Raw genomic sequence first — 25647 nt, forward strand, 5'->3', positions numbered from 1 at the left:
GGGTCCTTATCCATTTTTATTCTTGTGTAGAGCCGGGCTCCGACTGCTCGGAGCTCGTCGCATTCGCCGTGGACGTTCCGGCTGTTGCGTTATCCTGCTCTCCGCTAATTGCAGATACTTCCAGTGTGGTCGCATTACCGGAAGCCGCACCGGCAGCGGCCTCGCCCACCGGCAGCTCCGAGATGACGGACATGGCGCCGAGCTCCGTGGATGCCGCGAGCTGCGGATCGTACATGGCTTCCGCCAGCACAGGCGGCAGCTTGAACTCGCCCGAGGTCACGGCCCGGAGCAGTGCGTACACCGTGCGTGTCTTCTTGTTGCCGAGATCGACAAAGAAGATCACGCGGTCGTCACGCATGTCGTGGTGCGCCGCCGCGTCCGGCTTCTTGTCCAGCCACGGCAACCGTTCCGTCGTGGTCAGGCGGGGGTTCTCCACCTCCAGGCCGGCCGGCAGCATGTTCACCACGGCGACGTTGTCCACAGGACCGGATTGACTGGAGATACTCAGCTTGAGCGCCACGAGGTCGCCCTGCTTCACGTCCTTCAGATCGATCGTGTCGCCCGTTCTGTTGTAGAACGTGCGCGCCACCTTCAGGCCGTTGACGTATGGTGCGTAGCTTTGCTCCGTAGGCGTTCCTACGGTGCGCACGGTGTAGAACAGGGAGCCGGGCTCGTAGCCCTCATCCATCATGATCTCCAGCTTCTTCGCGCCTTGGATGGCGTGCTCTCCGGAGAGACGCAGGGTCGTGTCGCTGGAGAAACGCCGCACCTCCTTGCCGTCTGCAAGCAGCCGGCCGGAGAACGGCGGTTTTTCCGCCTGGGCCTTGTAGAAGCGCCCCAGGGAAACCAGAGCCCAGGCCGCTTCCTGAGTGGAGATGTAACGCTTGGCGTCCATCATGCGGACGAGGTCCTGCACCAGCTCGCCAATGCGGCGGTCGCCGGGCAGCTGAAGCTGGAGCACGGCCAAGCGCAGCGCCGTGTCGCGCAGGGGCGAACGCAGGAACCCGCCGGTTTCGCGACCGGTCTCGCCCTTCTTCCCCTCCCAGCGGCCTTCCATCAGCTTTTCCAGGGCGTTGGTATCGCCAGTCATGGCGTACGCAGCACCGAGGAGTGCGCCGGCAGCCGGTGAGAGCTTGTTGCCGTAGCGCGAACGGATGTGGTCCATGGATCCCTTGTCCGGTCTGTCGACAAGGGCGAGAATGTAGAGCCCATAGGCGATGCGGTCGAGCTCTGCATCATCCTTGTCCAGGTACTCGCGTACCCGGTCGGTGACGTAATCCAGCGCGCGATTTATCTCGTTTTCGTGGTCGCGGTATCCGGCGTGCCATGCCTCCACCAGGAAGTGCGTGGCGTAGAAGGAGCCAAAGGCGTAGGCCTCGCGGCCGCCCGGCCAGAAGGAGAACCCGCCGTCATCCACCTGCATGCTGTAGAGCCGCTCGATGCCGGCCTGGACCATGTACGGCACGCCGCGGGTATCCAGATCCGGATCGAGCTCCGCGGCCAGCGGACCGATGTACAGAAGCGGGAAGACGCGCGACGTGGTCTGCTCCACGCAGCCGTAGGGATAACCGAGCAGATACTTCAACGAGCCGGTATAGCGCACGATCGGCGACGTGCTCAGGTAGACCTCGCGGTACATGCCCTGGGACCGGAAGGTGTCGGCCTCCGGCGTGGGCAGCTCGATGCTAGGCTCGCTCAGCGCGCCGGACTGGATCACCGTCTTGGGCGGCAGGGCCGGACGCACCGGAAGCTCCACATTCGCTTTGGAGGTCTCGCCGTTGCCTTTTGCCGTAAAGGACGCCTGGATGATGCCCTCTTCCGTGGCGTTCAGGGTGAACACGGCGAGGCGTTCCTGTCCCTGGGGTATTTCGATGTCCATGGTGGAGGCGTTCACCTCGCCCGGGCCCGAAACATTAAAGGAGACAGAAAACACGCCGTCTTCCGGGGTGTCGTTGCGCACGGCCACAGGCACCTTGGCCGTATCGCCGATGGCCATGAAGCGCGGCAAGGTCGGCGTGAGGACCACCGGGCTCTTGACCCGCGTCTGGGCGTCCGCCGCGCCGAAGCGCTTGCCCTTCACCGTGACGGCCATCAGCCGCAGCGCGCCCTGGAACTCGGGAATGTCCATGTGGAATGTGGCCTTGCCTTCGGCGTCCGCCTGCACCGGGCCGAACCAGAAGGCCACGGGCTTGACCCGCCGCAGGGACTCCGTGCGCACGTACTTGGAGAGCCTGGAGCCCTCGCCGCCGCCGGCCGGTGCGCGGCCTTCCACCTCGGGCAGAAGCATGGCGAAGGTGTCGTAGCTGCTCACCTCCAGCTGCCGCTTGGCGTAGAAGTACGGGAACGGGTCGGGCGATTCCTGGTCGATGAGCTGCAGGATGCCCTCGTCCACGGCGGAGAGCGTAACCATGGCGCCGGCATCGGCCTGCACGGTCACGTCCAGCGTGGTCTCGGGCCGGATGACTTCCGGTGCGTCGATGGCGACCGGGGCGTTGTTCACCTCGCGGTTGACGAAGATGGGTGCGGAGCCGAAAGCGCGGCCCGCCTTGCCCGGCGCGGTTGCCTCTGCCGGACGCACCAGCACGGCCGTGACGTACACATTGGGCCCATACTCCTCCTTGATGGGGAAGGAGACCTGGGCGGTGTTGGAGTCCATGGGGTAGGAGGCCACGTGGTAGACGCGGCGGCCTTCCACCGTGACCAGCAGCTTGCCGGAGAACGGTGCGCGCACCTGGACCGAGGCGGTATCGCCCGGCGCGTACTCCTTCTTGTCGGGCACGAGCTCGATGTTCGCCGGGTTCTCCACGGCCCACGGCGAGTAGCCCCAGCCGCCGGCGTAGATGTTGAGCTGCGAGGACGCACCGGAGCCGTCGCGCAGCACCACGCGGTAGCTGCCTGCCTGGGGCGGCGCAAAGGTGAAGGCGCCCTCTTCCGCACTGCCCACGGTCTTGGTGGAGACAAGCTGCGAATCGCGCACGGACTGGTAGTGGAAGCTGCCGGACGGCGTACGCCGCAGCACTGTCTGCCAGCGATCCAGGTAGAGCTCGGCCGTGAGGTCCTGGCCGGCCACCTTTGTTCCGTCGGGCGCGACCACCACGTAATCGAAGTTGACATCCCTGCCCGGATCGTAGCCGTAGCGATTCGGCCGCTTGATGCCCGGATAGCGCGGATAGGCATGGGCCGTGATCTGCTGCATGGAGGCCACGCCGCGGCCGCCACGCTCGCTCACGCGGGCGGTGATCTGCGCGGCCAGGGCGGCAGGCGGGGTCAGCCCTTCCGGCACGGTAAAGGTGAACGCGGCCGTACCGTTGCCGTCCAGCACGCCGTCGTTGGAGCTCAGGTCCATGTCCTCGAAGGACTTGTCCGAATCGCCGAACACGTAGCCGTCAAAGCCCTTGGGCGCGAACGGCGCCGGCAGCAGGCGAACCTGCGTTTCCACGGGCAGGCCCGATGCCGGTGGACCGAAAAAGTAGCGAGATTCAACCGTATATGTGAATTCCTTGCCGGGCAGCGGCGCGCCCTTTTCCGAGGCAATATCCACCTTGATGCGATCCGGCATGAACTCTTCCACCTGGAAGTCGTATGTGGCCACGATCTCCTCGGCCACTTCGAGCTGCAAGGTGTGGTGCCCGGTCAGGGCGTAGGCCGGCACGTCGAAGCTGTATGGGGCCATGCCCTGCTCGTTCATGGTCAGGGAGAGCTTGGCCAGCTCGCGGCCGCGCGGATCGACCCACTTCAACGTAAGCGGCATGGACGGTGGTGTGGCCAGGTCGGCCTGGCGCAGCACGGCCACGCCCTCCACGGTCTCGCCGGGCCTGTAGATGTCGCGCTCGCCATAGACATAACCCATGTACCCGGCCGCAGTGGGTGATACGCCGCCCACGTTCTGGCCCGTAGTGTCTATGCCGAACTCGTTGAACACCAGGAAGCTCATGTCGTCGCCGAGCTCCGCTGTGATGATGTACGGCGTGTTATCCTGGAAGGTTTTGGCCATGTCCGTGAAGTGGACCACGCCGTTCTCGTCGGTCTTGCCCTCGGCCATGGTCTGGTTCTGATAGGAGACGAGCCGCACCGTGACGCCGGGCTTGACCGAGAGGTCCTTGTACGAGGCGACCCAGACGAGCATGTCGTCCACGCCGCGCTTGGCCACCATGCCCAGGTCCGTGACCAGCACGAAGCGCTGCGAGGCATGCCACTGCCCGGGCAATGAAAGCAGCACGCGGTACAGGCCCGGCTCGTCCGGGAAATACTCGTCCGTGCTCAGCACGAACTTCTGCGGCGTGTTCCTGGGCGCGTCCAGCTTCAGCTCTTTCTGGAGCACCCGATCGCCCAGATAGCTGGAGAGCTCGCCAGAGTAGTAGCCGTCGTTGAGCAGCATGCCCGTGGAGTAGTCGTGCAGCAGGTAAAGGATGTTGTTGCGGTAGATGCGGTCCACCTTGAAGTCGGCGTCGGCCGCATTCACGCTGGTGAATGCGATGTTCTTCAGACCGCTCTTGGCCAGGAACACGCCGGTGTCGTCAAAGGCAACGGAAGGTTCAAGGTCCGGAATGCGCACCTTCAGGCTCTTGGCCTCGGGCAGCTTGGCCCCGTCCAGGGCGGGCAGGCCCTTGTCCAGCTGCACGGTATAGGTGTGGCCGGCGGCGAAGTCGCCACTCAGCACCAGGTCGTTGCCGTCCAAGCTCAGACTGTACTGGGCCTCCGGCCCCACGTGGATGTACTGCTGCGCCGTGTCCGCATCCACGGAGGTGGACAAGGACAGGGTGATGGAGCCGCCCTGCTGCGAGGATCGCGCATCGGTTCCTCTCACGGTCAGGTTCGGGTCCAGCACGATGGTGATGCTCTTGCGCGCGGTCTCGCCCAGAGTGAACTTCGTACCGGCGGCAGGCAGCGACTCGTCCACCACCAGCGTCAGCTCCCTGGGCTCGGCGGTCTTGACGATGGGATGCTCGGGATCGGAGGCGAAGTAGACCTCACTGCTCTGGTAGTAGCGCTCCATGACGATGGGCACGGTGCCGTTCTCGGAGCTGGGGTCATCCAGCCACGCGTGCTTCAGGAACTCCTCGGGATCAACGTCCAGGGTGAACTCGACGGAACCGCGGATCTGTACAGAGCCCGGCGCGCCTCTGACCGGCGCGGTGTTCAGGGAGATATCCTCGGTCTCGAAGTCCTGCATCTTGAGCGTAAAGTCCGTGGGTCCGGTAAAGGATTCCCCGGCCGCCACGATATTTTGTGGATCAAGCGTCAGGGTGTACGGCTTGGAGCTGTCGAATGTGTCCTTGGCGTCGAAGCGCAGCATGAAGGGGCTGACCCAGACCCACTCACCCTCGATTGCGGGCTTGAATATCCCGGGCTCGGGAGTCAGCTTCTTACCTACGGCGGAGCTATCAACGACGGGCCGGTTGAAGGCCACCAGGGCGAAGGAGCCGCGGGCGCGATCCAGGATGGCATCGATAACGGCCACGTCATGGGCCGAGAGCGTTACGGCGGGCTCAGTCTGGTTGTCCGGGGCCGTCTCGTTGGTGGCGTAGGCCGCCGGCCCCTTCTCCATGAAGTCCGACCGCGATTTGGAAAACAGCAGACCCGCCTGGACTGCGGCGACTATTATGAGCGCGACAATGAGGAAGTTCTTTCCTTTATCTTTCATTCTGTTCCGGTCGTCGCTCATGGAAGCCTCCTGGCTGGTCTCGCGGTATCGGGATTAGAAGAGCATGGCGGTTATGGGAGCCGGCGAACGCCGTCTCGAATCATCATCATCCATTTGTATGCAGAACCGTGCCGGAGTTCAACCGAACTGTGCGTGTTTTTTACACGATGTGCTCGTGCGAGGTGGCTTGACCTGGAAACGACGCGTCCTATATTCATGTATTGTGAACGAGGGTTCCTCTCGTTCTCCACCAGCAACAACCCACGCGCCCATGACCATCCGCCGCCTGATTCGCCTTGTCCTCCTCCTCTGCGCCGTTATCGCCGCAGGTTCTCTGGCCGCGCCGTGCGCGCAGGCGGAGTGGTACGGGTATGAAGATCCGCTGGGCATGCTCCACCTGAGCCGCACCAAGAAGAACGACAAGTACAAGCCCCTGAAGAATCTGGAGCGCGGCAAAGGCGAGAGCAACACGGAGGGCGACGCCGAGCGATATGAGAAGCTGGTGAAGTCGCTGCGTGAGAACGACGCCATCGACGATCCGGAAGGGCCGCTCACCGGGTTCACCAACCTGCCCGAGGTCTCCCACGCGCGCGGCATTCCCTCCTCGCTCACGCCGCAGCGCTGGGCCAGCCGGCCCTATCCCCACCCGAGCGCAAGCAGCTCGTACATGAAGTTCATCCGGAAGGCGGCCAAGCGCCACTCCCTGGACCCGCTGCTGGTCTACTGCGTGGCCGAGCTCGAATCCGGCTTTGTACCCGGAGCCGTGTCGCCCAAGGGGGCACAGGGGCTCATGCAGATAATGCCGGGAACGCAGCGCGAGCTGGGACTTACCAGCCCCTTTGATCCGGCGGCGAACATCGCGGCCGGGGCGCGCTACCTGCGCTGGATGATGAACAAGTTCAAGAGCGTGCCGCTGGCCCTGGCGGCGTACAACGCCGGGCCGGACGCCGTGCTCAAGTACGGCGGCGTGCCGCCTTACGGCGAGACGCGGCGCTACGTGGCGCTGATCATGTCGCGCTACGGTCGGCTGAAAGGTCTGGAAGTGTCCGGCAGCGGCTAGCGCCGGGTGTGCGTTCCGGCTGCGCCGCCGGAATTTACAGGAGGGGTTCGCTGTTGTCGTTGAACAGCAGATTGCGCGCCACCTCGTGCAGATCGGCGCGGTATTGGCCTTCGGCCACTTTCTTCTTGAGCGCCAGAACGCGCTCGGCGCGCTCCTGATCCGCAGAAGTCCGGGACGAGTCCCGTTCTCCGCTTTCCTGGCAGCGGGCAAGCTTCGCGGCAAAGTCGGCGTTGCCGTCCGCGCTCTTGGCGTTGCGCCTGGTCCGCGCCTGATGGGCCTCGGCCCGGGCTGCGTGTTCGGCTGCGTATCCTGGTTTCTTGACGTCCATTGGTCTTGCGCTGTTTGGTCGTTATTACAAATTGTGCTGGCGTACTTGTTCTATCGACGACCTTTGCGCAAATATTTAGGCGTCAAACGCAATCGTCCATTATTTTCTTGGGATATCGTCTCGAAGGCCTTGTGCTCCAGGGGCTGCGGCCGGTTCCGTTTTATCAGTAAAGACGCGAGCCCGGCTGCACGTCATGATCCGGACCGATGAGCGAGACCCCTTCGCCGGACTCGGAGTCCAGGCCCAGGACAAGCACCTCCGAGACAAAGCCGGCGATGCGCTTGGGCGGGAAGTTCACCACGGCCAGGACCAGCTTGCCCGGCAGCTCGTCAGCATCGTACAGGGTGGTGATCTGGGCGCTGGAACGCTTCTGCCCCAGCGGTCCGAAGTCGATGGTCAGCACGTACGCAGGCTTGCGCGCCTTGGCCAGCGGCTCTGCGGAAAGGATGCGGCCAGCGCGTATGTCCACGCGGCGAAAATCGTCCCACTCGATCTGCGACTCCACGCCGTTTTCCTGATCCATGCTCATCAGCTCCAGCGATCGCGCTTGATCTTGTCGGGGTTGAAACGATCCGCCTGCTCTTTGTGCTCCTTGGGATGGCCCAGAGGCACCAGGGCCAGGGGAATGATGTGCTCCGGCAGAGAAAAGAGACGGCGGAAACCTTCCACCCGGCTGGCGTCCGGGTAGATGCCAGTCCAGACAGCGCCGAGGCCCGTGGCGTGAGCCGCCAGCAACAGGTTCTCCACGGCCGCGCTGCAGTCCTGCACCCAGAAACCGGGATATTTTTCCGCAGAGACATCGCCGCACACGAGGATGGCCAACGGCGCCTGGGGCGTCATCTTGGCGTAGGGATGCACAGTGGGTACGGCGTCCAGCAGCTCGCGGTCGCGAATGACCATAAAAGTCCAGGATTGGGCGTTGCCTGCCGAGGGTGCGGCCATGGCCGCGCGCAGCAGCGTCTCTACCTGTTCGTCGGTAACCGCCTCTTCGGTATATGCGCGGATGCTGCGCCGGGTCAGTATGGCTTCCATGGCGTTCATGTTCGTCCTCCAACTCTTCGTGAAAAGTTGCTCAAGATTCTTTTTGTATGCAGTATTGGTACGCTAGAATAACATTCGTGTATGAGCGGTCAAGGAAAACGAATGTCCGGACCCTTGGCCTGTCCGCTTTACGTTGACAGCTCGCACGGCGTAGCACACAAAACCGTAACCGAGCAGTATCCATATCGGAGAACCACCCCCATGACCACTCTCTTTATCATTCTCCTCATCGCCTGCGCCGCCGGGTTCTGGGTCGCCGCCACCACCCTGCTTTTCTTTCTGTATGAATCGCGCAACTCCGGCTACGTGAAAACCCTCGCCGACATGGGCTACAGCTCCTCCGCCATAATCCGGCGCATCCTGGGCTTCGGCTTTCTGAGCGAGATCGGCATCTACCTGCAGACCCTCACCACGCCCGTGACCGGCTGGATCTGGTCACCCAAACGCCGCGGCGAAGTAAATGAGGACAACGGCGATGTCCCGGTGCTCCTGGTGCACGGCCTGTACGGCAACGCCTCCAACTGGCTGGCATTCCGCTGGAAGCTCAAACGGTCGGGAGTGCGCCATGTCTACGCCTACTCCTACAACTCCTTCGGACCGGACTACTTCGCCCTGCTGGAGAAGCTGGACCGCATGGTGGACGCAACCCGCGCCAGGCATGGCGGCCGGCCCGTCTTTCTGGTGGGACACAGCCTGGGCGGGCTGCTCATCCGCGGCTACGCCTCCAGCGGCATGGCTGTGGAAAATGGCGAGTGCAAGATTGCCGGCGCAACGACCATAGGCGCGCCCCTGGAAGGCAGCAAGCTCGCCGCCCTGGCCGTGGGCAAGCTGGGCCGCTCCATCATCTATCGCAGCGAGCTGATTCAGGAGCTGGAAAAACGCGACGTCGCGCCGCCCTTCCCGTGCCTGGCCATCTACTCGCCCATCGACAACTTTGTGCTGCCCAACAGCTCCATGGACCCGAAGATGCATGGCTGGCGCACAGAGCACAGCCCGGCCGTGACGCACGTCTGCATGCTCTTCAGCCGGCCAGTGATGCGCCGTGTGGCGGAGTTCTTCAAGGAATGTGTGAAGTCAGTGTAGCTGTGCAGAAGGCTCTACCGCTAAAGGTCGTGCTGCCTGTCCTATCCGGTTGATAGCATGAGCTGCGGCGGTTCACCCCTACTCCACAATCTCCAGCAGATCGTGCTTGAGCGCCCAGAGCGCGAGGCGTTCGGCCTCCTCCGGCGTCAGGGACTGCGCCGCGGCAAGGCGCTGCACAAGCTCGGCCGCCGGGCGGGGCTTGCGCGCCAGCACCAGCAACGGCTTGAGCGCCTGCTCCGGCAGCCAGCCGTCCAGGTCCGCGTAGACCTGGGGGAACTCCCGGCCGCGATAGACGTTCTCCCCGCTGCGGCTTGTCTGAACAATCAGCCCATTCAACTTCGCCGAGGGATGCCAGCCGAAGATGCGTCCATACGGCAGCTCGAACGGCGGCGTGGCCTTGCGCGCCGCGTCCTCATCCACCGTGCGGGTCCAGAGTTCGTCCCAGAGCGCTAGGTGGCGCTCCACCACGTGATCCCATGAGAACTGCCCGGTCACGCGCTCGTGCGCCCGGCGGCCCATGGCTTGGCGTAGCGGTTCATCGCTGGCCAGGGTCTCGATGGCCCGGGCGAGCGCGGCAACGTCCACGGCCGTGGACTGTGCGAGCCGCAGATGGTGGACATCTCCGGGCAGGATGGAGCCCATGGCGTCGTCCATCGGCGATTGTTCCTGACGGCCGAAGGTGCGCACCAGAATGCCCGTGGCGTTTTCTCCTTCACTGGCCACGAGGTCGCGGTAGCCGTCCCAGTCCGAGGCAATGACCGGCAGACCCGAGGCCCCGGCCTCCAGGATGGTCAGGCCGAAGGTTTCCTGTACGTTGTCCGATGGCGAGATGAAGATGTCCGCGGCGGCCAGGAGCGTGCGCTTGAGGCCTTCGTCCGGCCGCGGCACGCGCCGCACGGTCAGGCCGATGTTTCTGGCCAGGGCCTGGAGCAGATCCAGGTACGGGTCCTTTGCCGGCATGGAGCCGGCCACCACGAGGCAGAGGCTGCTGGGATCGCGGCCCTTTACCACAAGCCGTTGCACGGCCCGGACCACAGGCAGCAGGTCCATCTTGAGGCCGGGCGACACCCGGCCCAGGGCCAGCAGCATGACCGCGTCTTTTGGAATGGCCAGACCGCCCTGCACTTTTTCGTCGGATTCGTGCGCGGCCAGCATCTCCCGGAGCCAGCGCTTTTCCGCCGGGTCCGGCGCGAGGTACGCCTTCGGCTCCACGCCCAGAGGCACGATCTCCAGGGTAGGCTCGCGGAACAGCGCGTTGCCCAGGCCGTACGCCTCCCGTAGCCAGCCGTAATACCCCTGCATGACCTTCTCTGCCGCACGCGAGGTGCACACGGTGCAGTCCCGCGGGGTGACGCCCTGCCACAGGTGGGCCAGCACGTGCCGCTTGAACTCCTGGAAGCTCAGGGAGTGCGTGGTGGCGGTGATGGGGAAGATGTCCGGCGCATGGAGGTTGCGCAGCCTGACCATGGGCCCCGGCCTGTTGTGGCAATCCGAAAGGTGAAACGCGTGGAACCTGTTCGTGGCCAGAGCGTGCGGCAACGCGGCCCATGTATCCACGACAAAGGCGCCGCGAGCGTGCAGCGTTGGATGGCGCCGCTCCAGCTCCTGGCTCTGCATGGCGGCCAGTCGCTCGCTCTCCAGATAGAAATGGTAGCGCGGGAACGGATCGCGCCGGAGCAAGGCATCCAGAAAACCGGCGTTGGCCACGGGCCGGCCCATGACCACCTTGCCAGCAAGTCCCTCGTAGAACGGGTCCAGGGTTCCCCAATCTGCGTGCTGTGTCATACCGGGAGCAAAGCCACATCTGTCGCGGCCTGTCAAATGATCGACTCTTTTGCCTACTGGCATAGATTTCACCTATGCAACATGCCGTCGCTCTTCATAAAATAGAAACTGGGCGCAGGAATTGCTGTAAATGAAGTCATCCATCTCACGCTGCAAAAATTACTGTCCGATTACTGTACTGACAAGGAGCTGATGACGTGAGCGCTATGGCACGCAACGAACTGATCATGTGGGGGATCGGGCTGACAGAGCTCGAGGCTCAGGCGATACGCCACGCGGCGCGCGGGAGGGCACGTCTTGCAACCTGGAGCGGCGATACGCTTCCCCAGGCCGAAGATCTCGACCGCGACGAACCGTTTCTCGTTCTGGCTACCTGGAGCGCGTGGGGGCGCGCATCCCAGGCTGTCCCTGTTCTGGAAGGCGTCACCCGAGCGGTGATCCTGAGCGAAGACGCGGACGCAGAGACCGTGCAGAACGCCACGGCTTCCGGCGCGGACGCCGCCATCAATACGCCCTTGGAGCAGGACAGCCTCACGGCGGTCATCGAACGCGCCATTTCCGTGCGCCGGCTCTACGATGACATCTACCGTATGACCCAGGAGATCGTTCTGGAGCGGGAGCTTCTTTCGCGCAAGAACGAGCAGCTCAAGTTCATCAACGGATTCCTGGCCCGAACGGCCGAGAGCATGGACCCTGTGGAGCTTCTGGGCATCGCCCAGGCCGAGCTTTCCAAGCTCGTAGACATCAGCGCCCTGCACGCCTGCATCTGGGGGCCGCAGGATGATGCGGCTTTCGAGGCCGAGCTCTTCCTGGCGGAAAACATTTCCGCAAGCGCCCGTCAGAGCTGGTGCAGCTTGCTGCTGGAAAGCGCCGCGTCCCTGAGCTCCAGAAAGCTGAAGGACTACCGCATCGTGCAGTTGCCCGCCCATGGCCGGATCGTGCGTCCGCCGTCCAAGGGCAGGACCCTTATTCTGCCACTCAAGGCGGCCGGAGACGTGTTCGGCTGCATCGCCGTTGCCGGCTCCATCAACTATTCGCTGGGGCGCGACCAGGTGGAGCTGATGCACTCCGCCGTGAGCCACCTGGGCCTGGCCCTGCGCAACGCCATCCTCTTCAGCGAGGCGCGCAACGAGGCCGACTACGACAGCCTGACCATGATCCACAACCGCCGTGCATTCGAACGCCGGCTCAAGGAAGAGATCGTGCGGCATCAACGCTACGGCCACCCCATGAGTCTGCTGATGCTGGACATCGACCGTTTCAAGCCCATCAACGACAGTTACGGCCACCTGGCCGGCGACGCGGTGCTGGCGGCCGTGGCCCGGACCATCCGCAACGCCGTGCGCACCTGCGACTACCCGGCCCGCTACGGCGGCGAGGAGTTCGCCGTGATTCTGCCGCAGACCAGCGGCGTGCAGGCCTCCGTCCTGGCTGAGCGTCTGCGCCATGAGATCGCGGGTCTCGATTTCTTCGAGGAAGGGGCGCACTTCAGGATCACGGCATCCATCGGCATCGCGGATATCGCACCGGATTCGCCGCATATCACGGCGCCGCAGCTGATTCGCCGCTCGGACCGCGCCCTGTACGGGGCCAAGCACCAGGGCCGCAACCAGGTTGTGGTGGCACCGTATGAAAACGAGTGCCCATCAATTGCAGCAATGCATTGAGCTACTACGAAGAACGGATTGCTTCGGAAAGGCGCTGCCATGGGGCGGCGTCTTTTTTTGTGAAACGTATTAGTATCACTGGAAAGTGCCGATCAAAGCATTGAAAGCATCCAAGTGTGGTGCCCAGAGAATTGAATACAGAATCAATAGGGTCAAAGCGATGACCATATTTCTGTACATCTTGAAAGCTCGATTCATCCACACATCCCGTTTCATTATTTTGGATTTAATCAAACTAATTTTTCCTTCACGATGTTTGATTTCCTTATACAACCTATCAACTTCAAATCGGTAACACAGCGCAATGATGCTTACAACAAACCCAGAAATATATATACAAATACAAAAAAATATGCAGACAATATATAAAATGCCAAAGACATAGAGAATCAGATCGATCATTTTTTTAGACTCTAAACAGTTATATTCATAGCAAACTATCCTGTTGGCCCCATATTCCACGAGATAGCTTAAAGCAATTATTACAAAGGGACATGTGCCATTTATCAATCTGAGTATCAATATCTAAGCAGATAACACACTACAAAAATTGACTCTCTTCTACCATCACCTGTACAGAGATAGTATTCACCTGACACTCCGCCCCTGGCGGGGTGATGGTTATGCTGCTTCTTCGATTGTTTCTGCCTCTGCCTCGTCGTTTACGATGCCGTCCAGGAACGCCTGGTAGGGCACTCGGCCGTTCATGCCGCGACCCTGGTGGGTGCGTTCCCGGTTATAGTGGTTCAGGTAACTATCCAAATCCTCTTGCATTTCCTCCACCGATTCGTACCACTTCTCGCGGCCCTTGATGCGGAAATGTTCGTCGAGCAGCGTCCGATGCAGCCGCTCCACGAAACCGTTGCTTTGCGGCCTCCGAACCTGTGTCGTGCGATGTTCAATACCTTCTAATTGCAGGAACAATTCGTACGGATGCCTGTCCGGTCGACCGCAAAACTCGCGACCATTGTCCGACAGAATCGTGGAGATGCGCGCGGCGTGCTCCTCGAAGAACGGCAGCACGTCTTCATTCAGCACGTGAACCGCGGTGACCGGCAGCTTGGTGGTGTAGAGTCGGCCCCAGGCGTAGCGGCTGTGGCAGTCGATAACAGACTGTAAATACACGCGTCCAACGCCTTTGAGCGTGCCCACGAAGAAGGTGTCCACGGCCACGAGGTCGCCGGTGTGGCGCGTCTCGATGTGTCGGTCGCGGAACTCGGGGCTGAAGCGCTCCAGAACGCGAATCTGCTCGTCCGAGAGTTCGAGGCGCTGCGCCCGCACGCTCTTCTCCAGCCGTAGCAGTCGCTCGTGTCGGGTGAGCAAGCCGTGCCGGCTCCAGACGCCGCGGACGCCGCCGGAGCTGACCTGAACGCCCTGCAGGACAAGCTGTTGGGCGACGCGGAGCGGGCCGTACGTGGGGTGGGCCAAGCAGTAGTCGAGGATTGCCTGCTCGACAGCCTCGTCAACGCGGTTGGGATGCGGGCCTCGCGGCCCGGGCAGACGATCCAGCAGGCCTTCAGCGCCGAAGGTCTGGTAATTGCGCCGGATTTCGTAGAATTGCTGCCTGGAATAGCCCATGATTTTGCAGGCTTTGCTGACGTTTCCCAGCTCGGTAGCCAGCTCTAGCAGACTCATCTTCCTTCGTGCTACTTTGCGTTTCGTGGTCATGGCGTTCTCCTCGCTGCGGGTTGGATGAAGCTTCGCAACTCCATCGATACCCAGCCAGGGACGGCATGACCACAACCTTTTGGTGGTCAGTGTCAGGTTATATCCATCTCAGTTCACATCACCTCTCCTATTTCGCCACCACCTTTTCTCGTATCCTTTCCCCCTTCACAACCCCCACATGATGCGCTATCAAAACTGTTTCCGGCAGCACTGATTTTATCCCGCCCTCCAGAGGACGCCAGTTAAGGACGTATTTTCCATGAACGAGACATTGTGGCTGGGCTTCGCCCTTCTCGATCTGACCCTTGTAGTCTTCATATACCGCTTCTTCGGCAAGGCCGGCATGTTCGCCCTGGTGGTCTTCAACCTCGTGCTCTGCAATATCCAGGTGCTCAAGGTCATCGATATCTTCGGCATGACCACCACCCTGGGTAACGTACTCTACGCCAGCGTGTTCCTGGCCACGGACATCCTTTCCGAGCACCACGGCAAGGAAGAGGCCCGCCGCGCCGTGCTCCTGGGCTTCCTCGCGCTGCTCATGGCCACGGTCTACATGCAGATCGCTCTGCTCTTCACGCCCAATGCGGACGACTTCGTGCAGCCGCACCTGCAGGCCATCTTCAGCTTCATGCCGCGCGTGGCCGCCGCCTCCATGGTGGCGTACCTCGTGTCCCAGCTGCACGACGTCTGGGCGTTCCACAAAATCCGCGCGCGCACCGGCGTCAAACATCTGTGGCTGCGCAACAACCTTTCCACCCTGGCCTCGCAGTTCCTGGACTCGGCCATCTTCACCCTGGCCGCATTCTGGGGCGTGTTCCCGGCCAACGTGGTCTGGGAGATCTTCTTCACCACGTTCCTGATGAAGGCGTTTGTGGCTTGCCTGGACACACCGTTCATCTACGTGGCAGGCTGGGTGCGGCCCACGGCCGCGGCGCAATCATAGCGGCGTATCACCCTGCGCATTCTTCGCCCCGCCGGGCCACGGTTCATCCACATGAATGGCCGCACCTGGCGGGGTTTGTTGTTTCCATACAGGGAGCTGCTTCTGCCGCCGCTTTCGATGGGTCCGGACTGCCTTTCCGGCCTTTTCCCGCACACATGTTGCGCCGATCGGTGTCCACCTGTATAAACGGAAGCCATGACCAGACATTCCCACGACACGCAACACAGTTCCGCCGCCGGCGAGGACACCTCCACCGTACAGGGTCCGGACGAGGTCCACGAGTCCGGTATCGACGTTGTCCTGGCCCGCTACATCCGCCTTGCCAACCGGCGCGACCTCGATGGCCTGCTCGATCTCTACGCCGATTCACCGGTCATCTCCCTGGAGGGCGACCCCATGGAGCATGACCTGCAAACAAACATGCGCCGTGCCGTCCGCGCCTGGAAGGACGTGAACGCGAGGTTCAAGAGCGTGGAGGTGGAATCGTTAGACATCGATGGCGACAACGCCACTGTGGATTGCGTGATCCCCTCGCGCGGCAGGTTGTTCGCCTTCTCCAAGCATTTCAACTTCCACAAGCATCTGGAACTGACTAAAAACGGCCAGGGCTGGCTCATCGTCAAGGACGACACCAGAGAGTCCGGGATCGTGGGACGCGTCCTCAAGATGGCGGGAGTCATCTGAACTTAGTGCGCTGAAACACCGGCGGCGTTGAGCTGCGGTGTTGCCCTCATCAAAAATCGCTTCCTGGCGGTGGCACTCCTCAACCGATCCCAATCTGGCCATGCGGCCTGCAACGATGGAGCGCTGACAACGAATCCATGACCGCCCCCCCCTTCACACTCGATATCGCTCTTGTTTTCGTCGTTGTCGGAGTCACCATCCTCCTGTTCCTCACGGAATGGCTCCGTGTGGACGTGGTCGCCATCCTGGTCATGATCAGCCTGCCGCTGCTGGGTCTGGTGCAGGGCAAAGATACCTTTGTCGGGTTCTCCTCCACGGCCGTCATCTCCATTATCGCCACCATCATCATGGTGCGGGGGCTGGACCACACGGGCCTGGTCAGCCGCATGGTCCGACCGCTCACCCGTCTGGCCGGTCGCAGCAGACGACGCACCACCCTGCTTCTGTGCGTCGCCGTGTCTATCAGCTCCAGCTTAATGCAGAACATAGGCGCGGCCGCGCTTTTCCTGCCGGTGGTCCAGCGCATGAGCCGCCTCACCGGCCGGCCCATCTCGCAGATGCTCATGCCCGTGGGGTTTTCGGCCATTCTGGGCGGCACCATCACACTGGTGGGCTCCAGCCCGCTGCTCATGCTTAACGATCTGATGACGCCCTTTGGTCTGAAGCCGTTCGACCTCTTCGACGTGACGCCGGTGGGACTGGCCCTTGCGGCGGCCGGCATCGCCTATTTTGTGATCTTCGGCAAAGGCATGCTGCCCGGCGGCGAAACGCGCCAGACCGAGGAGATCGACCCGGACGGCGACCCCTCCCCGTTCTATCCGGGCATAGGCAACCTCTACGAGCTGAAGTATCCGGCCACGGCCGAGGATACTCTGGAGGTGGGCACCCTGTGCGACCAATTCCATGTGCATACGGTGGGGCTGTACCGCTCGAAGAGTGAAGGTAAGCTGCTGCCGCCGGACCGCGGCACGCGCATTGTCCCCGGCACCACCATCGCGGTCTACGCCACGCCCGAGGAGCTGCGGGTGCTGGCCGAGGCGCACGGTTTTCTGGTCCGGCCGCGTCTGAGGCTTTTCGCCGCCGACCTGAACGACGATCTGGCCGGGCTGGTGGAGGCCGTGGTGCCGCCCCACTCCGAGTTTGTGGGCAAGTCCGTCCAGGACGGCCGCTTCCGCCACCGGTACCACATGGCGGTCATGGCTGTTTCCCGCGGCGGCCACACGCACTACGGTTTTCTGGCGAAATGGATAATGGAGCCCGGCGACGTCATCCTGATGCACGGGAGCTGGGAAAGCTTCCACCGCATGCGTCCTTTGCGACAGCTTTTGTTCGCGCAGTCCCTGGACTACGAGGTCCTGCAGCCGCACAAGGCGCGGATCGCCCTGGGCTGCTTCGGCCTGGGCACCGGGCTCGTGGCGTTCACCAGCCTGCCCATCTCGGTCTGTCTCATGGCCGGGGCCCTGGGCATGATCCTGACCGGTGTGCTCTCCATAGACGATGCCTATCGCGGCGTGGACTGGCGCACGGTCTTCCTGCTGGCCGGCCTCATCCCTCTGGGCCTCGCCATGCAGCAGACAGGAGCCGCGCAATGGCTGGCCTTCCACATGCTGGACATTGTGGGCTCGCCGTCGCCCCTCCTGTTCTATCTGCTCGTGGGCATCATCGCCACAGGGTTGACCCTGGTCGTGTCCAACGTGGGAGCCACGGTGCTATTGGTGCCGCTGGTCATTGGCATGGCCCAGAAGATTGGCGCCGACCCCCGCGTGGCCTCGCTGGTTGTGGGCATGGCGGTCTCCAACTCGTTTCTCCTGCCCACCAACCAGGTGAACGCGCTCTACCTGGGACCGGGCAACTACACCAGCCTGAACTTCGTCAAGGCCGGAACCCCGCTGAGCATCCTGTTCCTGGTCGTACTCACGCTCACGCTGCACATCCTGTACTGATGAGTCCTACGAGCTTTTCACTTTGCTTCCCGGCGCCTCGTGCGTATAGACTTTTCATGCCTCTTGGTAAGATCCTCTCGACAGTCGTCCTGCTGTGCGCCGTGGTGCTTTTTTCGGCAACGACTTCCGCGGCAAAAAACATTCCCCCCTTCATGCCCAGCCATCACTACCTGGTGCGTGTGGTGCTCTTTGCCCAGGATACACGGCGCGGCGGCACGGTCTTTCTCGGCGATTCCATAACCGAAGGCTGGCTGGTCTTCCCGGAGTTCGCCAAGCACGGCCTGCGCAACCGGGGCATTGGCGGCGATACCACCTTTGGCGTGCTCATGCGTCTGAACGAGCTGGTCCTGGAGAAGCCGGACAAGATCTTCATCCTGCTCGGCGTGAACGATATCATCCGCGACCAGTTCCACGGGCTGGTCCAGCGCTACGAGTACATTGTGAACACGCTGGAGCTGGCCCTGCCGGACACGAAGATCTACATGCAGTCCCTGCTGCCGGTGAACTGGGAGGATTTCCCGCGCATCACCGAATACGTGAACAACGACAAGATCCGCGATGTGAACAAACGGCTGAAGAGACTCGCCGACCAAAGCGGCTTGGAGTTCATAGACCTGGCGCCGCATTTTGAAGACGACAACGGCAATCTGAAGAAAGCATTGTCTCTCGACGGCCTGCACATCAATCAGAAGGGGTACGCAGTCTGGTACGACCTGATCAAGGACAAGCTCTGACAGGGGCGTGCGCATCCGGAAACGATGCGCATGAATAGACAGAAAGTCTGCGCGGCCGCCGTTCCATACGGCGGTCTTTTCATTGTCTGGGGTTGGTCAGGCCAGGATGCCGAGCCACGGTTTGCCGCAGACTCTCTCAATCTATCCTGAAACTACGGTACACACGGACCGAGGGGCTGGACTCTTTGAGCGCTGGCTGACCGGATGATTCCGTAAGCATTCGACCAAAAGCGTCGCCGCTGCGGCATCCCGGCCGTGATCACTGCCTGGGGCCGGCGAACGCTTCGATATCTTCCTGCCACATCCTGATGACGCGTTGGCCCTTGGGTGTCAGCTTCATGCCGCGCATCCTGTCGCACTGTCCCCAGCATCCCCGCGTTATCAACCCCAGCGTTTCCAGACGCTGGATATCCTCCTCGGCGCGGGTCATGGCCAGCTTGCGCGGCATGTAGCCGTCAAACGCCTTGATATCCTCGAAAGCGAGCATGTCCTGGAGCAGCTCGTAATCGGCACCGCTCAATCCGCATGTGGCGCAGTACAGAGTATTCTTCATCGGGTGCGTCTCAGTCCTGGCAGAATCGTTATCGTGGAACAGGTAGCAATACACTGCACAGGTTGCAGCAGTATCGCACGCAACTGCCGCGTCAAAACCCATTCGATGCGGCAACGTTTTCGGTCGACATGCACATCCAATGCCAGATAAGAATACACCATCACACGTGCGCATTCCAATATGCCCGATAACGAAATACGCATCATGCGAGAAAATCGCAAGGATGCCTGGATGCGGACGCGGCATATGCCCGGCGCGCGCCGGGCGCACGTCACCTGCCGAAATAGCTGTGGATGAGCTGGGAGAGGAAGATACAGCCGATATAGAAGAACAGCAGAAACACTTCCACGGCGCCGAGTATGCCCTCGAAGGAGTAGCCCACGTACACGTAGTTGTAGACCATCAGCGAGAGAAAAAAGACGGCGGCCGTGGCCACACGGGAGCGATAGCTCATGGTGATCAAGTAGCCGGCCGCCAGCACATAAACGCCGATGAACACTGCGGATGACGAGACGTCGTTGTCTCGCACCCACAGGGCCAGCGCACATCCTACCGCGGCGATGAACAGGGAGACGCCGATATTGTGGACCTTGTGCCTTCCCTTGTCCGAGCTGCCGTACACATCGCCGTAAATGGACGCGGGAGCGCCGTTCTGCCGCGGCGGCGGATAGGTTGAGGACGAGGAAGTGCGCGACTTCTTTGAACGCTTGAAGAACTCGTCGTCCTCGTCGTCATCGCTGTAGAAGCTGGACTGGCCGTTTCCTGTCGGGCTGGCAGCCGGCTTGCTCTGTGGCGTTTCAGCGGGCTTTGACGGCGCCGGCTTCTCCGCGGCCGCGGGTTGCGGCTTGGGAGCGGCAGCCTCGGGCGCGGACTCCGACCCGGCAATTGCCTCCGGGTCGTCCGGATACGGGATGACGATTTCCAACGGGCTGATGGACTCCTGCCCGCCGGTCGCCACGGCGCGTTCCAGCGATTCCAGGAACTCCAGCGCTGTGGAGTAGCGCGTCAGCGGATCGTAGCTGAGGGCGCCGAGGATGGCTTGCTGCACGCCTTCAGGCACGCCGTCGGTCTCGAATCGCACCGTGCCGCCGGAGAGGCGCTTCTTCACCATGCAGTTCTTGTTGCCCTCGCACTCCACCTCGAAGGGCAGCCTGCCGGTGAGCATCTCGTAGGCGACCATGCCCATGGAGTAAATATCCACCTGGAAGTCGTAACCGTGGCCGAAGGGGTCCTTAATGACCTCCGGGGCGATGTACAGCGGCGTGCCCACGCGGGTCTCGGCGTGGTCGGTCTCGGAAACGCGGCGCGCAACGCCGAAATCGCCGATCTTGGCCGTGCCTTCCGCGGTGATGAAGATGTTTTCGGGCTTGATGTCGCGATGGATCACGCTCTTGGCGTGGATGTGGGCCAGGCCGCGCAGGCAGTCGGAGAGAATCTCGATGGTCCGGCGCCAGGGAATCGGCCCCTTCTTCATCTCCTCGGCCAGCGAGTTGGGCAGATAGTCCATCATCACGGCCACAAGCGCCGTGACGGACTCCTCATCCTTCTGATGGAAAACCTGGTGGTTGTGCCAGCCCACGATGTTCTGGTGGCCGCCCAGGCTGTAGAGGTGGACGAGCTCGCGCGCATCCTGGCTGATGGAGTCTTCCAACTGCTTGATGGAACGCTCGTGGCGGGAAAGACGCCGCGTCAACGAGATGACCTTGAGCGCCGAGGTGAACTTCTGTCCCAGGTCCTCGCGCTCCAGCTTGTACACGCAGCCAAAGGCGCCGGCTCCGATGAAGTCGACAACGGTCCATCCACCGAAGAGGGGCTCGTTCCTCTTGAGAAGATTCCAAATCGTCGTTTTGCAAAAGAGTGACTTCTCAGCCATGGATCAATTCAGCCGTGGGCTTGGGTGCTCGTTGTTGTATCGTGTGCTGGCCTGATCATACCGTCATTTGAACCGACGAACGCAATCAGCAAATGCAACGTCCTTGCCATCCGAGACGGCACGACAAAGGTGCCGTCAGGGAGCTCTTTCCATCCGTACGCGTATTCTGCGGGAAGGTTTTTCGAGCGCAAGCAAACACCCATTTACCTGCCGACACAGGACAAAGCCAGGCGGACTATACGCATGAAGCACCAAACGCCGCAACCCGAAAAAACGGCTCAAGTGCCCAGGCGGAAGGCCCGAATCCTGCTCGCCATCTCCACCCCGGCGGATTGGAATACGAGCATTGCGTTAAGAACTCGCGGATCTTGTACGACAGTCAGGTTACTTGTCGCCACGGCGACTACATTCACTATATCCCGCTCGAACCGGGCAAGCTGGACGAGATCGCCCTGCCTGACCAGACGGCGTTGCGACAGGCGGCACACCTCGCTCAGCCGCATGCAATGGGAAACCATGGCGCTGGTCACCTTCACGGAAATCGCGTCCTGATTGTCCTGGTTCGCAAGCTCGGTAAAGCGAATGGTGAAGGCGGCCAGATCGGCCTCGGCCTTCCCCAGTATCTTTTGCCCTGTATCCTTGTGGCTGACGCCAAGAATGACAAAACCGACACTGATGAGAAGCACGGCGGCCAGGACAAAGCTCACCGTTTTCGATTCAAGGCGGATGGATGCAATCATCGAATTTTTATAAACGGGAACAGGGCCTTCCGCAAGCCCGGCACGAAAAACCGAGCAAGACACCCAGCAGGTGGAGCAGGCATGTTGGCGATGCGGCGCATGATCACGCGCGCCGCATGTCCTACACGCACTCCTGATCAGAACGTTCCGTGTAGATGCGTACGGTTTCTTCCACGATAATCTCGATTTCCCGAAGATCCTGCGCTCTGCGTTTTGCGTCCTCGAGCTGCTGCTTTTCCAGTCGTTCCATTTCCCGTCGGTGGTGTTCTCGCAGCGCTTCACACGGATCCATGACAGTGCTCCTGTAGCTGGAAGGTCCTTGAAAGAGTCCAGATTTCGCGTAGGAAGAGTCTAGAGCTTCTCTAAAGATTGCATACTCGTACAGAAGTGTCAATAAACTCGGGGAGAAAGATGTCACTGAAATCTGACCGAAAATCGGACGGTAGATACGCTCCGCCCGGCAGGTCACAGCACGCCGCGGTAGAAAGCCAGCCGCCTGGCATGTGGCCGGAAGGCATCTTCCAGGGCCCGGCGCTCATCGGCGCCCATCGGCGGCGCGTCTTCGGCTCCGGCCGTAACCAACGTTTTGACCTCCTCGGGCGTGGAGCACCCTGCGATGGCCACGGTGACTGGGTGCGACAGCGCGTAGGCCAGAAGGCTGCGCGCCGTGAGGCCGCTTTCCGGTGCGACATAATGCCCGCCGCCCAGAATCTTCATGGCGATGACGGCCATGCCGCGCTCCAGCGCCGCCGGCATCGTCTCGGTCAAAAACCCGCCTAGGGCCCCTTCCAGTGGGTTCACCGGCAGCAGCACGCTATCCAGCGGCCAGTGCGTGATGCAATGGGTGAGGATACGCGGGTCGTGGTGGCCGGTGACGCCGATGTGCCGCACTGTCCCCCTTTCCCGCGCAGTGACGAAGGCTTCGAGGGCGCCGCCCTGCCCTTCGATGGCCTGCACGTCGTCCATGGTGCGCACGTCGTGGATCTGCCAGAGGTCGAGATAGTCCGTGCCAAGGGTTTCGAGGGTGCGATCCAGATCAGCCAAAGCACCGCTGGCCGTGCGCTGGGCCGATTTGCTCGTATGGAACACCGTCTCCCGCACGCCGGGATTGGCGCGCCACGCCTCTCCCAGATAGCCTTCACTGCCGGAGTATGCGGGCGCGGTGTCGAAGTAGCCGATACCGTTGTCAATGGCCGCCTGGATGACGGACCGCGCCTCCTCCTCGCGGCCGAAGGTTCGCAACACGCCCTCTCCGCCCAGGCCCACGCGTGTGACCTCGGGGCCATCCGTTCCAAAGCTCATCTTCGCCGGCATCGATGCCTCCATGTATGCTGGCCACAGGCCGGTTTGCGGTGCCAGACCACGCCGACCGAGGGTGGTCCCATTTTGGTAGAATACGCGGTCCCGAAGCCCGGCACAAGGCGGCCCGGAGGGAGCTGGAACACGTCCGGCCAAGAGAAATCGGTTGCAAATGCGGATAAAATACCTACACTGCTTTGTTATCGGCAGATCAAGCTTTGTGCACACTGCAAATTACTTCGGAGGAAACAATGCTCCACCGATTCAGCCTCATCGCATCCCTGCTCTTTTTCGGCGTTCTGCTCGCCCTGCCGGCGCACGCCGCGGACGACATGAATCTGAAAGGCTGGGAAAAGGACAGCGAGTACGAGCAGCTCTACATTCCCGAGGACCGGGAAAAGTTCTACGCGACATTCATGCGCACCGTGCCCATCGAGCCCTTCCCGGACATGGCACCCGGCACCGGCATTATCGTGGAGGACCGCGACACCAAGGAGGAGATCCTTGTGCATGTCGGGCCGTCCGACTTCGTGGACAAGGACCTCTCCATGCTGCGCCGTGGCGATCAGTGCAAGGTGTACGGCGTGTGGAACGAGATCGACGGCGAGTGGGTCTTTCTCATGAACAAGATTCTTTGCGAGAACACCAAGCTCATCAAGGTCCGCAAGACCAGCGACGGCATGGCCTGGTGGAACCTGAGCCCCGAGGATCTGGCCCAGGAACAGCAGGACAACACCATCGACGCCCAGTAGGCGCCGCCGTTGCCAATACGTTGCGAAACGCCGCGGGGTCTGTTCCGGCCCGCGGCGTTTTCTTATTGTATGTCATTTCATGTATTCACGGTTGCGGCTGGTCACACGCCTGTCCGTCGCCTTCCCTTCAAAAAGAACGGATCAGCATCATGACACAGGAATCCACACCGAATAATCGTCCCCTCGGCGTCCTGCGGGAAATCATGGAAGCAATCGGTTTCGAGGCCACGTACGCCTACGACGACCTTGTCTTCGCCTCGCACAACGTCTTCATGGTCCAGTTTCCGGAGCATGCTGGTGAGCCTCTACGGCTCTTCTTCAACAAGGATTGCGAGGAAGACGCGGCCTACGCCGTGGAGAACGCCTTTGTTCAGGAGGCGGAAAAGCGCAATCTCGGTGCCGTCCGCGCCGGCCGGTACGACATCGTCGACAACGAGGACGAAGAGGAGATCGAGGTGACGCTGATGCCCGAAGAAGAGGCGGACGACTAGCCGCGCGACGCCTCCGTATCGAACACGGCGGCGTTGAGCACCTGTATTCCCGCGTCCAGCAGCATGCCTGCGAACACGCCGTGGCCGGGCACGAGCACGCCGCCGAAGCTGCCGTCATAAACCATGTCGCATCCGCAGCTTGGCGAGCGCGGCTGGAGCACGGCGGCGCGCACCTTGGCCTGCAGGCAGAGCTTCACGGCCGAACGCGCGCCCCTCTGGAACGCCTCGGTCACGTCGTCCCCGTCCTGGGCTATCACCACGCCGTTGCGGATTTCGTACGGTTTGCGCGGCGTGGGCAGGCCCCCTATCTGCTCCGGACACAGGGGCAGCGCCTTGCCCGCGGCAATGAGTCTGGCCACTAAAGGATGCGCCCTGTCCGTGCCGTCGTACCGAGTGGGCATGCCAGCCAGACAGGCGCTCACGGCAATGGGTCCGGGGAGCGCAAACAACCGCGCTTCCAGGGCTTCCGGCTGCATAGAGGTTCCGCCGTTCCTGTCGATCATTCGTCGTTCACCTATTCCTGGACATCCGTTGACTGCCGGCAAACCGGCGGTTTTTCCAATTCACTTGAGCATATAGATTTGTTACTGGATCGCCATGGATCGTGACTTACGTGATGCCGCCGCAGCCATCAGCTCCGCACAGCGAATCGGAGTTCTTGCCGGTGCAGGAATCTCCGCCGAAAGCGGCATTCCCACATTTCGCGGGGCGAGCGGTTTATGGAAGGGCATGGACCCCGTAAAGCTCGCCACGCCCCGAGCCTTTGAAAACGATCCCGCGAGCGTCTGGGAGTTCTACGCCTGGCGCAGGCAGCTCATCGCCAAGGCGCGGCCCAACCCGGCGCACCACGCCCTCGCCCTTCTCGAAAAGGTCCGCCCCGGAACCACCGTCATGACGCAGAACGTGGACGGTCTGCACGCCCTGGCCGGCAGCAGGAACGTGGTCGAGATCCACGGTTCCATCTGGCAGGTGCGATGCGAGTCGTGCGGCACGACCTTCGAGAACCGCGACCCGGAGCTCGGCGCCGATCCGAACATCGCGCCGCCACAGTGCGCATGTGGCGGTCCGCTCCGTCCCGGTGTGGTCTGGTTCGGCGAACATCTGGACCCGGACGCCTGGAGCAAGGCCTTCGAGGCAGCTGTCAGCGCCGAAGTTTTCATCATCGTGGGCACCTCGGGCCTGGTTCAGCCGGCGGCTTCCCTGGCCGACGCCGCTGCAGCCAGCGGCGCAACGCTCATCGAGGTCAACCTGGAGCCCACGCCGCTCTCTCCGCACGTGGATATCATGCTCCTTGGCGCCTCCGGCGACATCCTGCCGCGGCTCGTTCCCGCCATGTAGATGTCTCGAACGCCTCGCCTG

22 protein-coding genes are annotated in these 25647 nt (G+C 62.0%); 10 read left to right on the top strand and 12 right to left on the bottom strand.

Going from position 1 to position 25647, the window contains the following annotated elements; all coding sequences use genetic code 11:
- Positions 1 to 16 precede the first annotated feature (16 nt).
- Positions 17 to 5665: an alpha-2-macroglobulin family protein gene (locus tag E8L03_RS03970; RefSeq protein ID WP_171266638.1), complete on the bottom strand. Its 5649-nt coding sequence runs from the start codon at positions 5663 to 5665 to the stop codon at positions 17 to 19.
- Positions 5666 to 5915: 250 nt separating this feature from the next.
- Here E8L03_RS03970 and E8L03_RS03975 point away from each other — a divergent pair, with 250 nt between their 5' ends.
- A complete protein-coding gene (locus E8L03_RS03975) occupies positions 5916 to 6704 on the top strand; it encodes a lytic transglycosylase domain-containing protein (RefSeq protein WP_244963657.1) in 789 nt (262 codons plus the stop codon).
- Between the two features lie 34 nt (positions 6705 to 6738).
- On the opposite strand, the gene E8L03_RS03980 is transcribed toward E8L03_RS03975, so the two are convergent.
- From E8L03_RS03980 to E8L03_RS03990, 3 genes are all read right to left on the bottom strand, one after another.
- The gene (locus E8L03_RS03980; protein ID WP_144234579.1) at positions 6739 to 7032 is read right to left on the bottom strand and encodes a flagellar biosynthesis anti-sigma factor FlgM; all 294 of its coding nucleotides are present in this window, start codon (positions 7030 to 7032) and stop codon (positions 6739 to 6741) included.
- Positions 7033 to 7195: 163 nt separating this feature from the next.
- Positions 7196 to 7555 carry a tRNA-binding protein gene (locus E8L03_RS03985; protein WP_171266639.1) on the bottom strand — a complete coding sequence of 120 codons (360 nt, stop codon included), beginning with the start codon at positions 7553 to 7555 and terminating at the stop codon, positions 7196 to 7198.
- Positions 7556 to 7560: 5 nt separating this feature from the next.
- Entirely contained in the window at positions 7561 to 8073 is a 513-nt protein-coding gene (locus E8L03_RS03990; RefSeq protein ID WP_171266640.1) for a nitroreductase family protein, read from the bottom strand.
- 201 nt (positions 8074 to 8274) lie between these two features.
- Here E8L03_RS03990 and E8L03_RS03995 point away from each other — a divergent pair, with 201 nt between their 5' ends.
- Positions 8275 to 9156: an alpha/beta fold hydrolase gene (locus E8L03_RS03995; RefSeq protein ID WP_171266641.1), complete on the top strand. Its 882-nt coding sequence runs from the start codon at positions 8275 to 8277 to the stop codon at positions 9154 to 9156.
- Positions 9157 to 9234: 78 nt separating this feature from the next.
- Here the strand turns inward: E8L03_RS03995 and E8L03_RS04000 are convergent, their stop codons facing one another.
- Positions 9235 to 10941: a glycosyltransferase family 4 protein gene (locus E8L03_RS04000; protein ID WP_171266642.1), complete on the bottom strand. Its 1707-nt coding sequence runs from the start codon at positions 10939 to 10941 to the stop codon at positions 9235 to 9237.
- A 206-nt stretch (positions 10942 to 11147) separates the two neighbouring features.
- Between E8L03_RS04000 and E8L03_RS04005 the strand changes: the two genes are divergently transcribed.
- Positions 11148 to 12608 (top strand): GGDEF domain-containing protein, encoded by a 1461-nt coding sequence (locus E8L03_RS04005; RefSeq protein ID WP_244963718.1) that lies wholly within the window; start codon positions 11148 to 11150, stop codon positions 12606 to 12608.
- A gap of 621 nt (positions 12609 to 13229) precedes the next feature.
- Here E8L03_RS04005 and E8L03_RS04010 read toward each other — a convergent pair.
- On the bottom strand, positions 13230 to 14276 hold the full coding sequence (locus tag E8L03_RS04010) for an IS481 family transposase (protein WP_171266644.1): 1047 nt from the start codon (positions 14274 to 14276) through the stop codon (positions 13230 to 13232).
- A 259-nt stretch (positions 14277 to 14535) separates the two neighbouring features.
- Between E8L03_RS04010 and E8L03_RS04015 the strand changes: the two genes are divergently transcribed.
- The 4 genes from E8L03_RS04015 (at position 14536) to E8L03_RS04030 (ending at position 18580) form a co-directional block, all read left to right on the top strand.
- A complete protein-coding gene (locus E8L03_RS04015) occupies positions 14536 to 15219 on the top strand; it encodes a queuosine precursor transporter (protein WP_144234585.1) in 684 nt (227 codons plus the stop codon).
- A gap of 195 nt (positions 15220 to 15414) precedes the next feature.
- Positions 15415 to 15903 (top strand): Cif family virulence factor, encoded by a 489-nt coding sequence (locus E8L03_RS04020; RefSeq protein WP_144234586.1) that lies wholly within the window; start codon positions 15415 to 15417, stop codon positions 15901 to 15903.
- Between the two features lie 137 nt (positions 15904 to 16040).
- Positions 16041 to 17846 carry an SLC13 family permease gene (locus E8L03_RS04025; protein WP_144234587.1) on the top strand — a complete coding sequence of 602 codons (1806 nt, stop codon included), beginning with the start codon at positions 16041 to 16043 and terminating at the stop codon, positions 17844 to 17846.
- 56 nt (positions 17847 to 17902) lie between these two features.
- A complete protein-coding gene (locus tag E8L03_RS04030; protein ID WP_167512372.1) occupies positions 17903 to 18580 on the top strand; it encodes a GDSL-type esterase/lipase family protein in 678 nt (225 codons plus the stop codon).
- A gap of 259 nt (positions 18581 to 18839) precedes the next feature.
- On the opposite strand, the gene E8L03_RS04035 is transcribed toward E8L03_RS04030, so the two are convergent.
- The 5 genes from E8L03_RS04035 to E8L03_RS04055 all read right to left on the bottom strand — a co-directional run bounded on the left by E8L03_RS04035 (position 18840) and on the right by E8L03_RS04055 (position 23060).
- Positions 18840 to 19133: a hypothetical protein gene (locus tag E8L03_RS04035; protein WP_144234589.1), complete on the bottom strand. Its 294-nt coding sequence runs from the start codon at positions 19131 to 19133 to the stop codon at positions 18840 to 18842.
- 271 nt (positions 19134 to 19404) lie between these two features.
- The gene (locus E8L03_RS04040) at positions 19405 to 21006 is read right to left on the bottom strand and encodes a serine/threonine protein kinase (protein WP_171266645.1); all 1602 of its coding nucleotides are present in this window, start codon (positions 21004 to 21006) and stop codon (positions 19405 to 19407) included.
- Between the two features lie 278 nt (positions 21007 to 21284).
- A complete protein-coding gene (locus E8L03_RS04045; protein WP_144234591.1) occupies positions 21285 to 21746 on the bottom strand; it encodes a hypothetical protein in 462 nt (153 codons plus the stop codon).
- A gap of 121 nt (positions 21747 to 21867) precedes the next feature.
- A complete protein-coding gene (locus E8L03_RS04050; RefSeq protein WP_153307162.1) occupies positions 21868 to 22038 on the bottom strand; it encodes a hypothetical protein in 171 nt (56 codons plus the stop codon).
- Positions 22039 to 22211: 173 nt separating this feature from the next.
- Entirely contained in the window at positions 22212 to 23060 is an 849-nt protein-coding gene (locus E8L03_RS04055) for an aldo/keto reductase (RefSeq protein ID WP_244963659.1), read from the bottom strand.
- 236 nt (positions 23061 to 23296) lie between these two features.
- Here E8L03_RS04055 and E8L03_RS04060 point away from each other — a divergent pair, with 236 nt between their 5' ends.
- The gene (locus tag E8L03_RS04060; RefSeq protein ID WP_144234593.1) at positions 23297 to 23797 is read left to right on the top strand and encodes a hypothetical protein; all 501 of its coding nucleotides are present in this window, start codon (positions 23297 to 23299) and stop codon (positions 23795 to 23797) included.
- Positions 23798 to 24000: 203 nt separating this feature from the next.
- Positions 24001 to 24288, top strand: a complete 288-nt coding sequence (locus tag E8L03_RS04065; RefSeq protein ID WP_144234594.1) for a hypothetical protein — start codon at positions 24001 to 24003, stop codon at positions 24286 to 24288.
- Here the strand turns inward: E8L03_RS04065 and E8L03_RS04070 are convergent.
- Positions 24285 to 24764, bottom strand: coding sequence for a 2-thiouracil desulfurase family protein (locus E8L03_RS04070; protein WP_171268432.1), 480 nt, complete (start codon positions 24762 to 24764; stop codon positions 24285 to 24287). The two genes, E8L03_RS04065 and E8L03_RS04070, sit on opposite strands and share 4 nt — an antisense overlap.
- A gap of 121 nt (positions 24765 to 24885) precedes the next feature.
- On the opposite strand from E8L03_RS04070, the gene E8L03_RS04075 reads away from it, so the two are divergent.
- Positions 24886 to 25626 carry an SIR2 family NAD-dependent protein deacylase gene (locus tag E8L03_RS04075; RefSeq protein WP_171266647.1) on the top strand — a complete coding sequence of 247 codons (741 nt, stop codon included), beginning with the start codon at positions 24886 to 24888 and terminating at the stop codon, positions 25624 to 25626.
- Positions 25627 to 25647 lie beyond the last annotated feature (21 nt).

Source organism: Oceanidesulfovibrio marinus (assembly GCF_013085545.1).
In the GTDB taxonomy this organism is placed as follows: Bacteria; Desulfobacterota; Desulfovibrionia; order Desulfovibrionales; family Desulfovibrionaceae; genus Oceanidesulfovibrio; species Oceanidesulfovibrio marinus.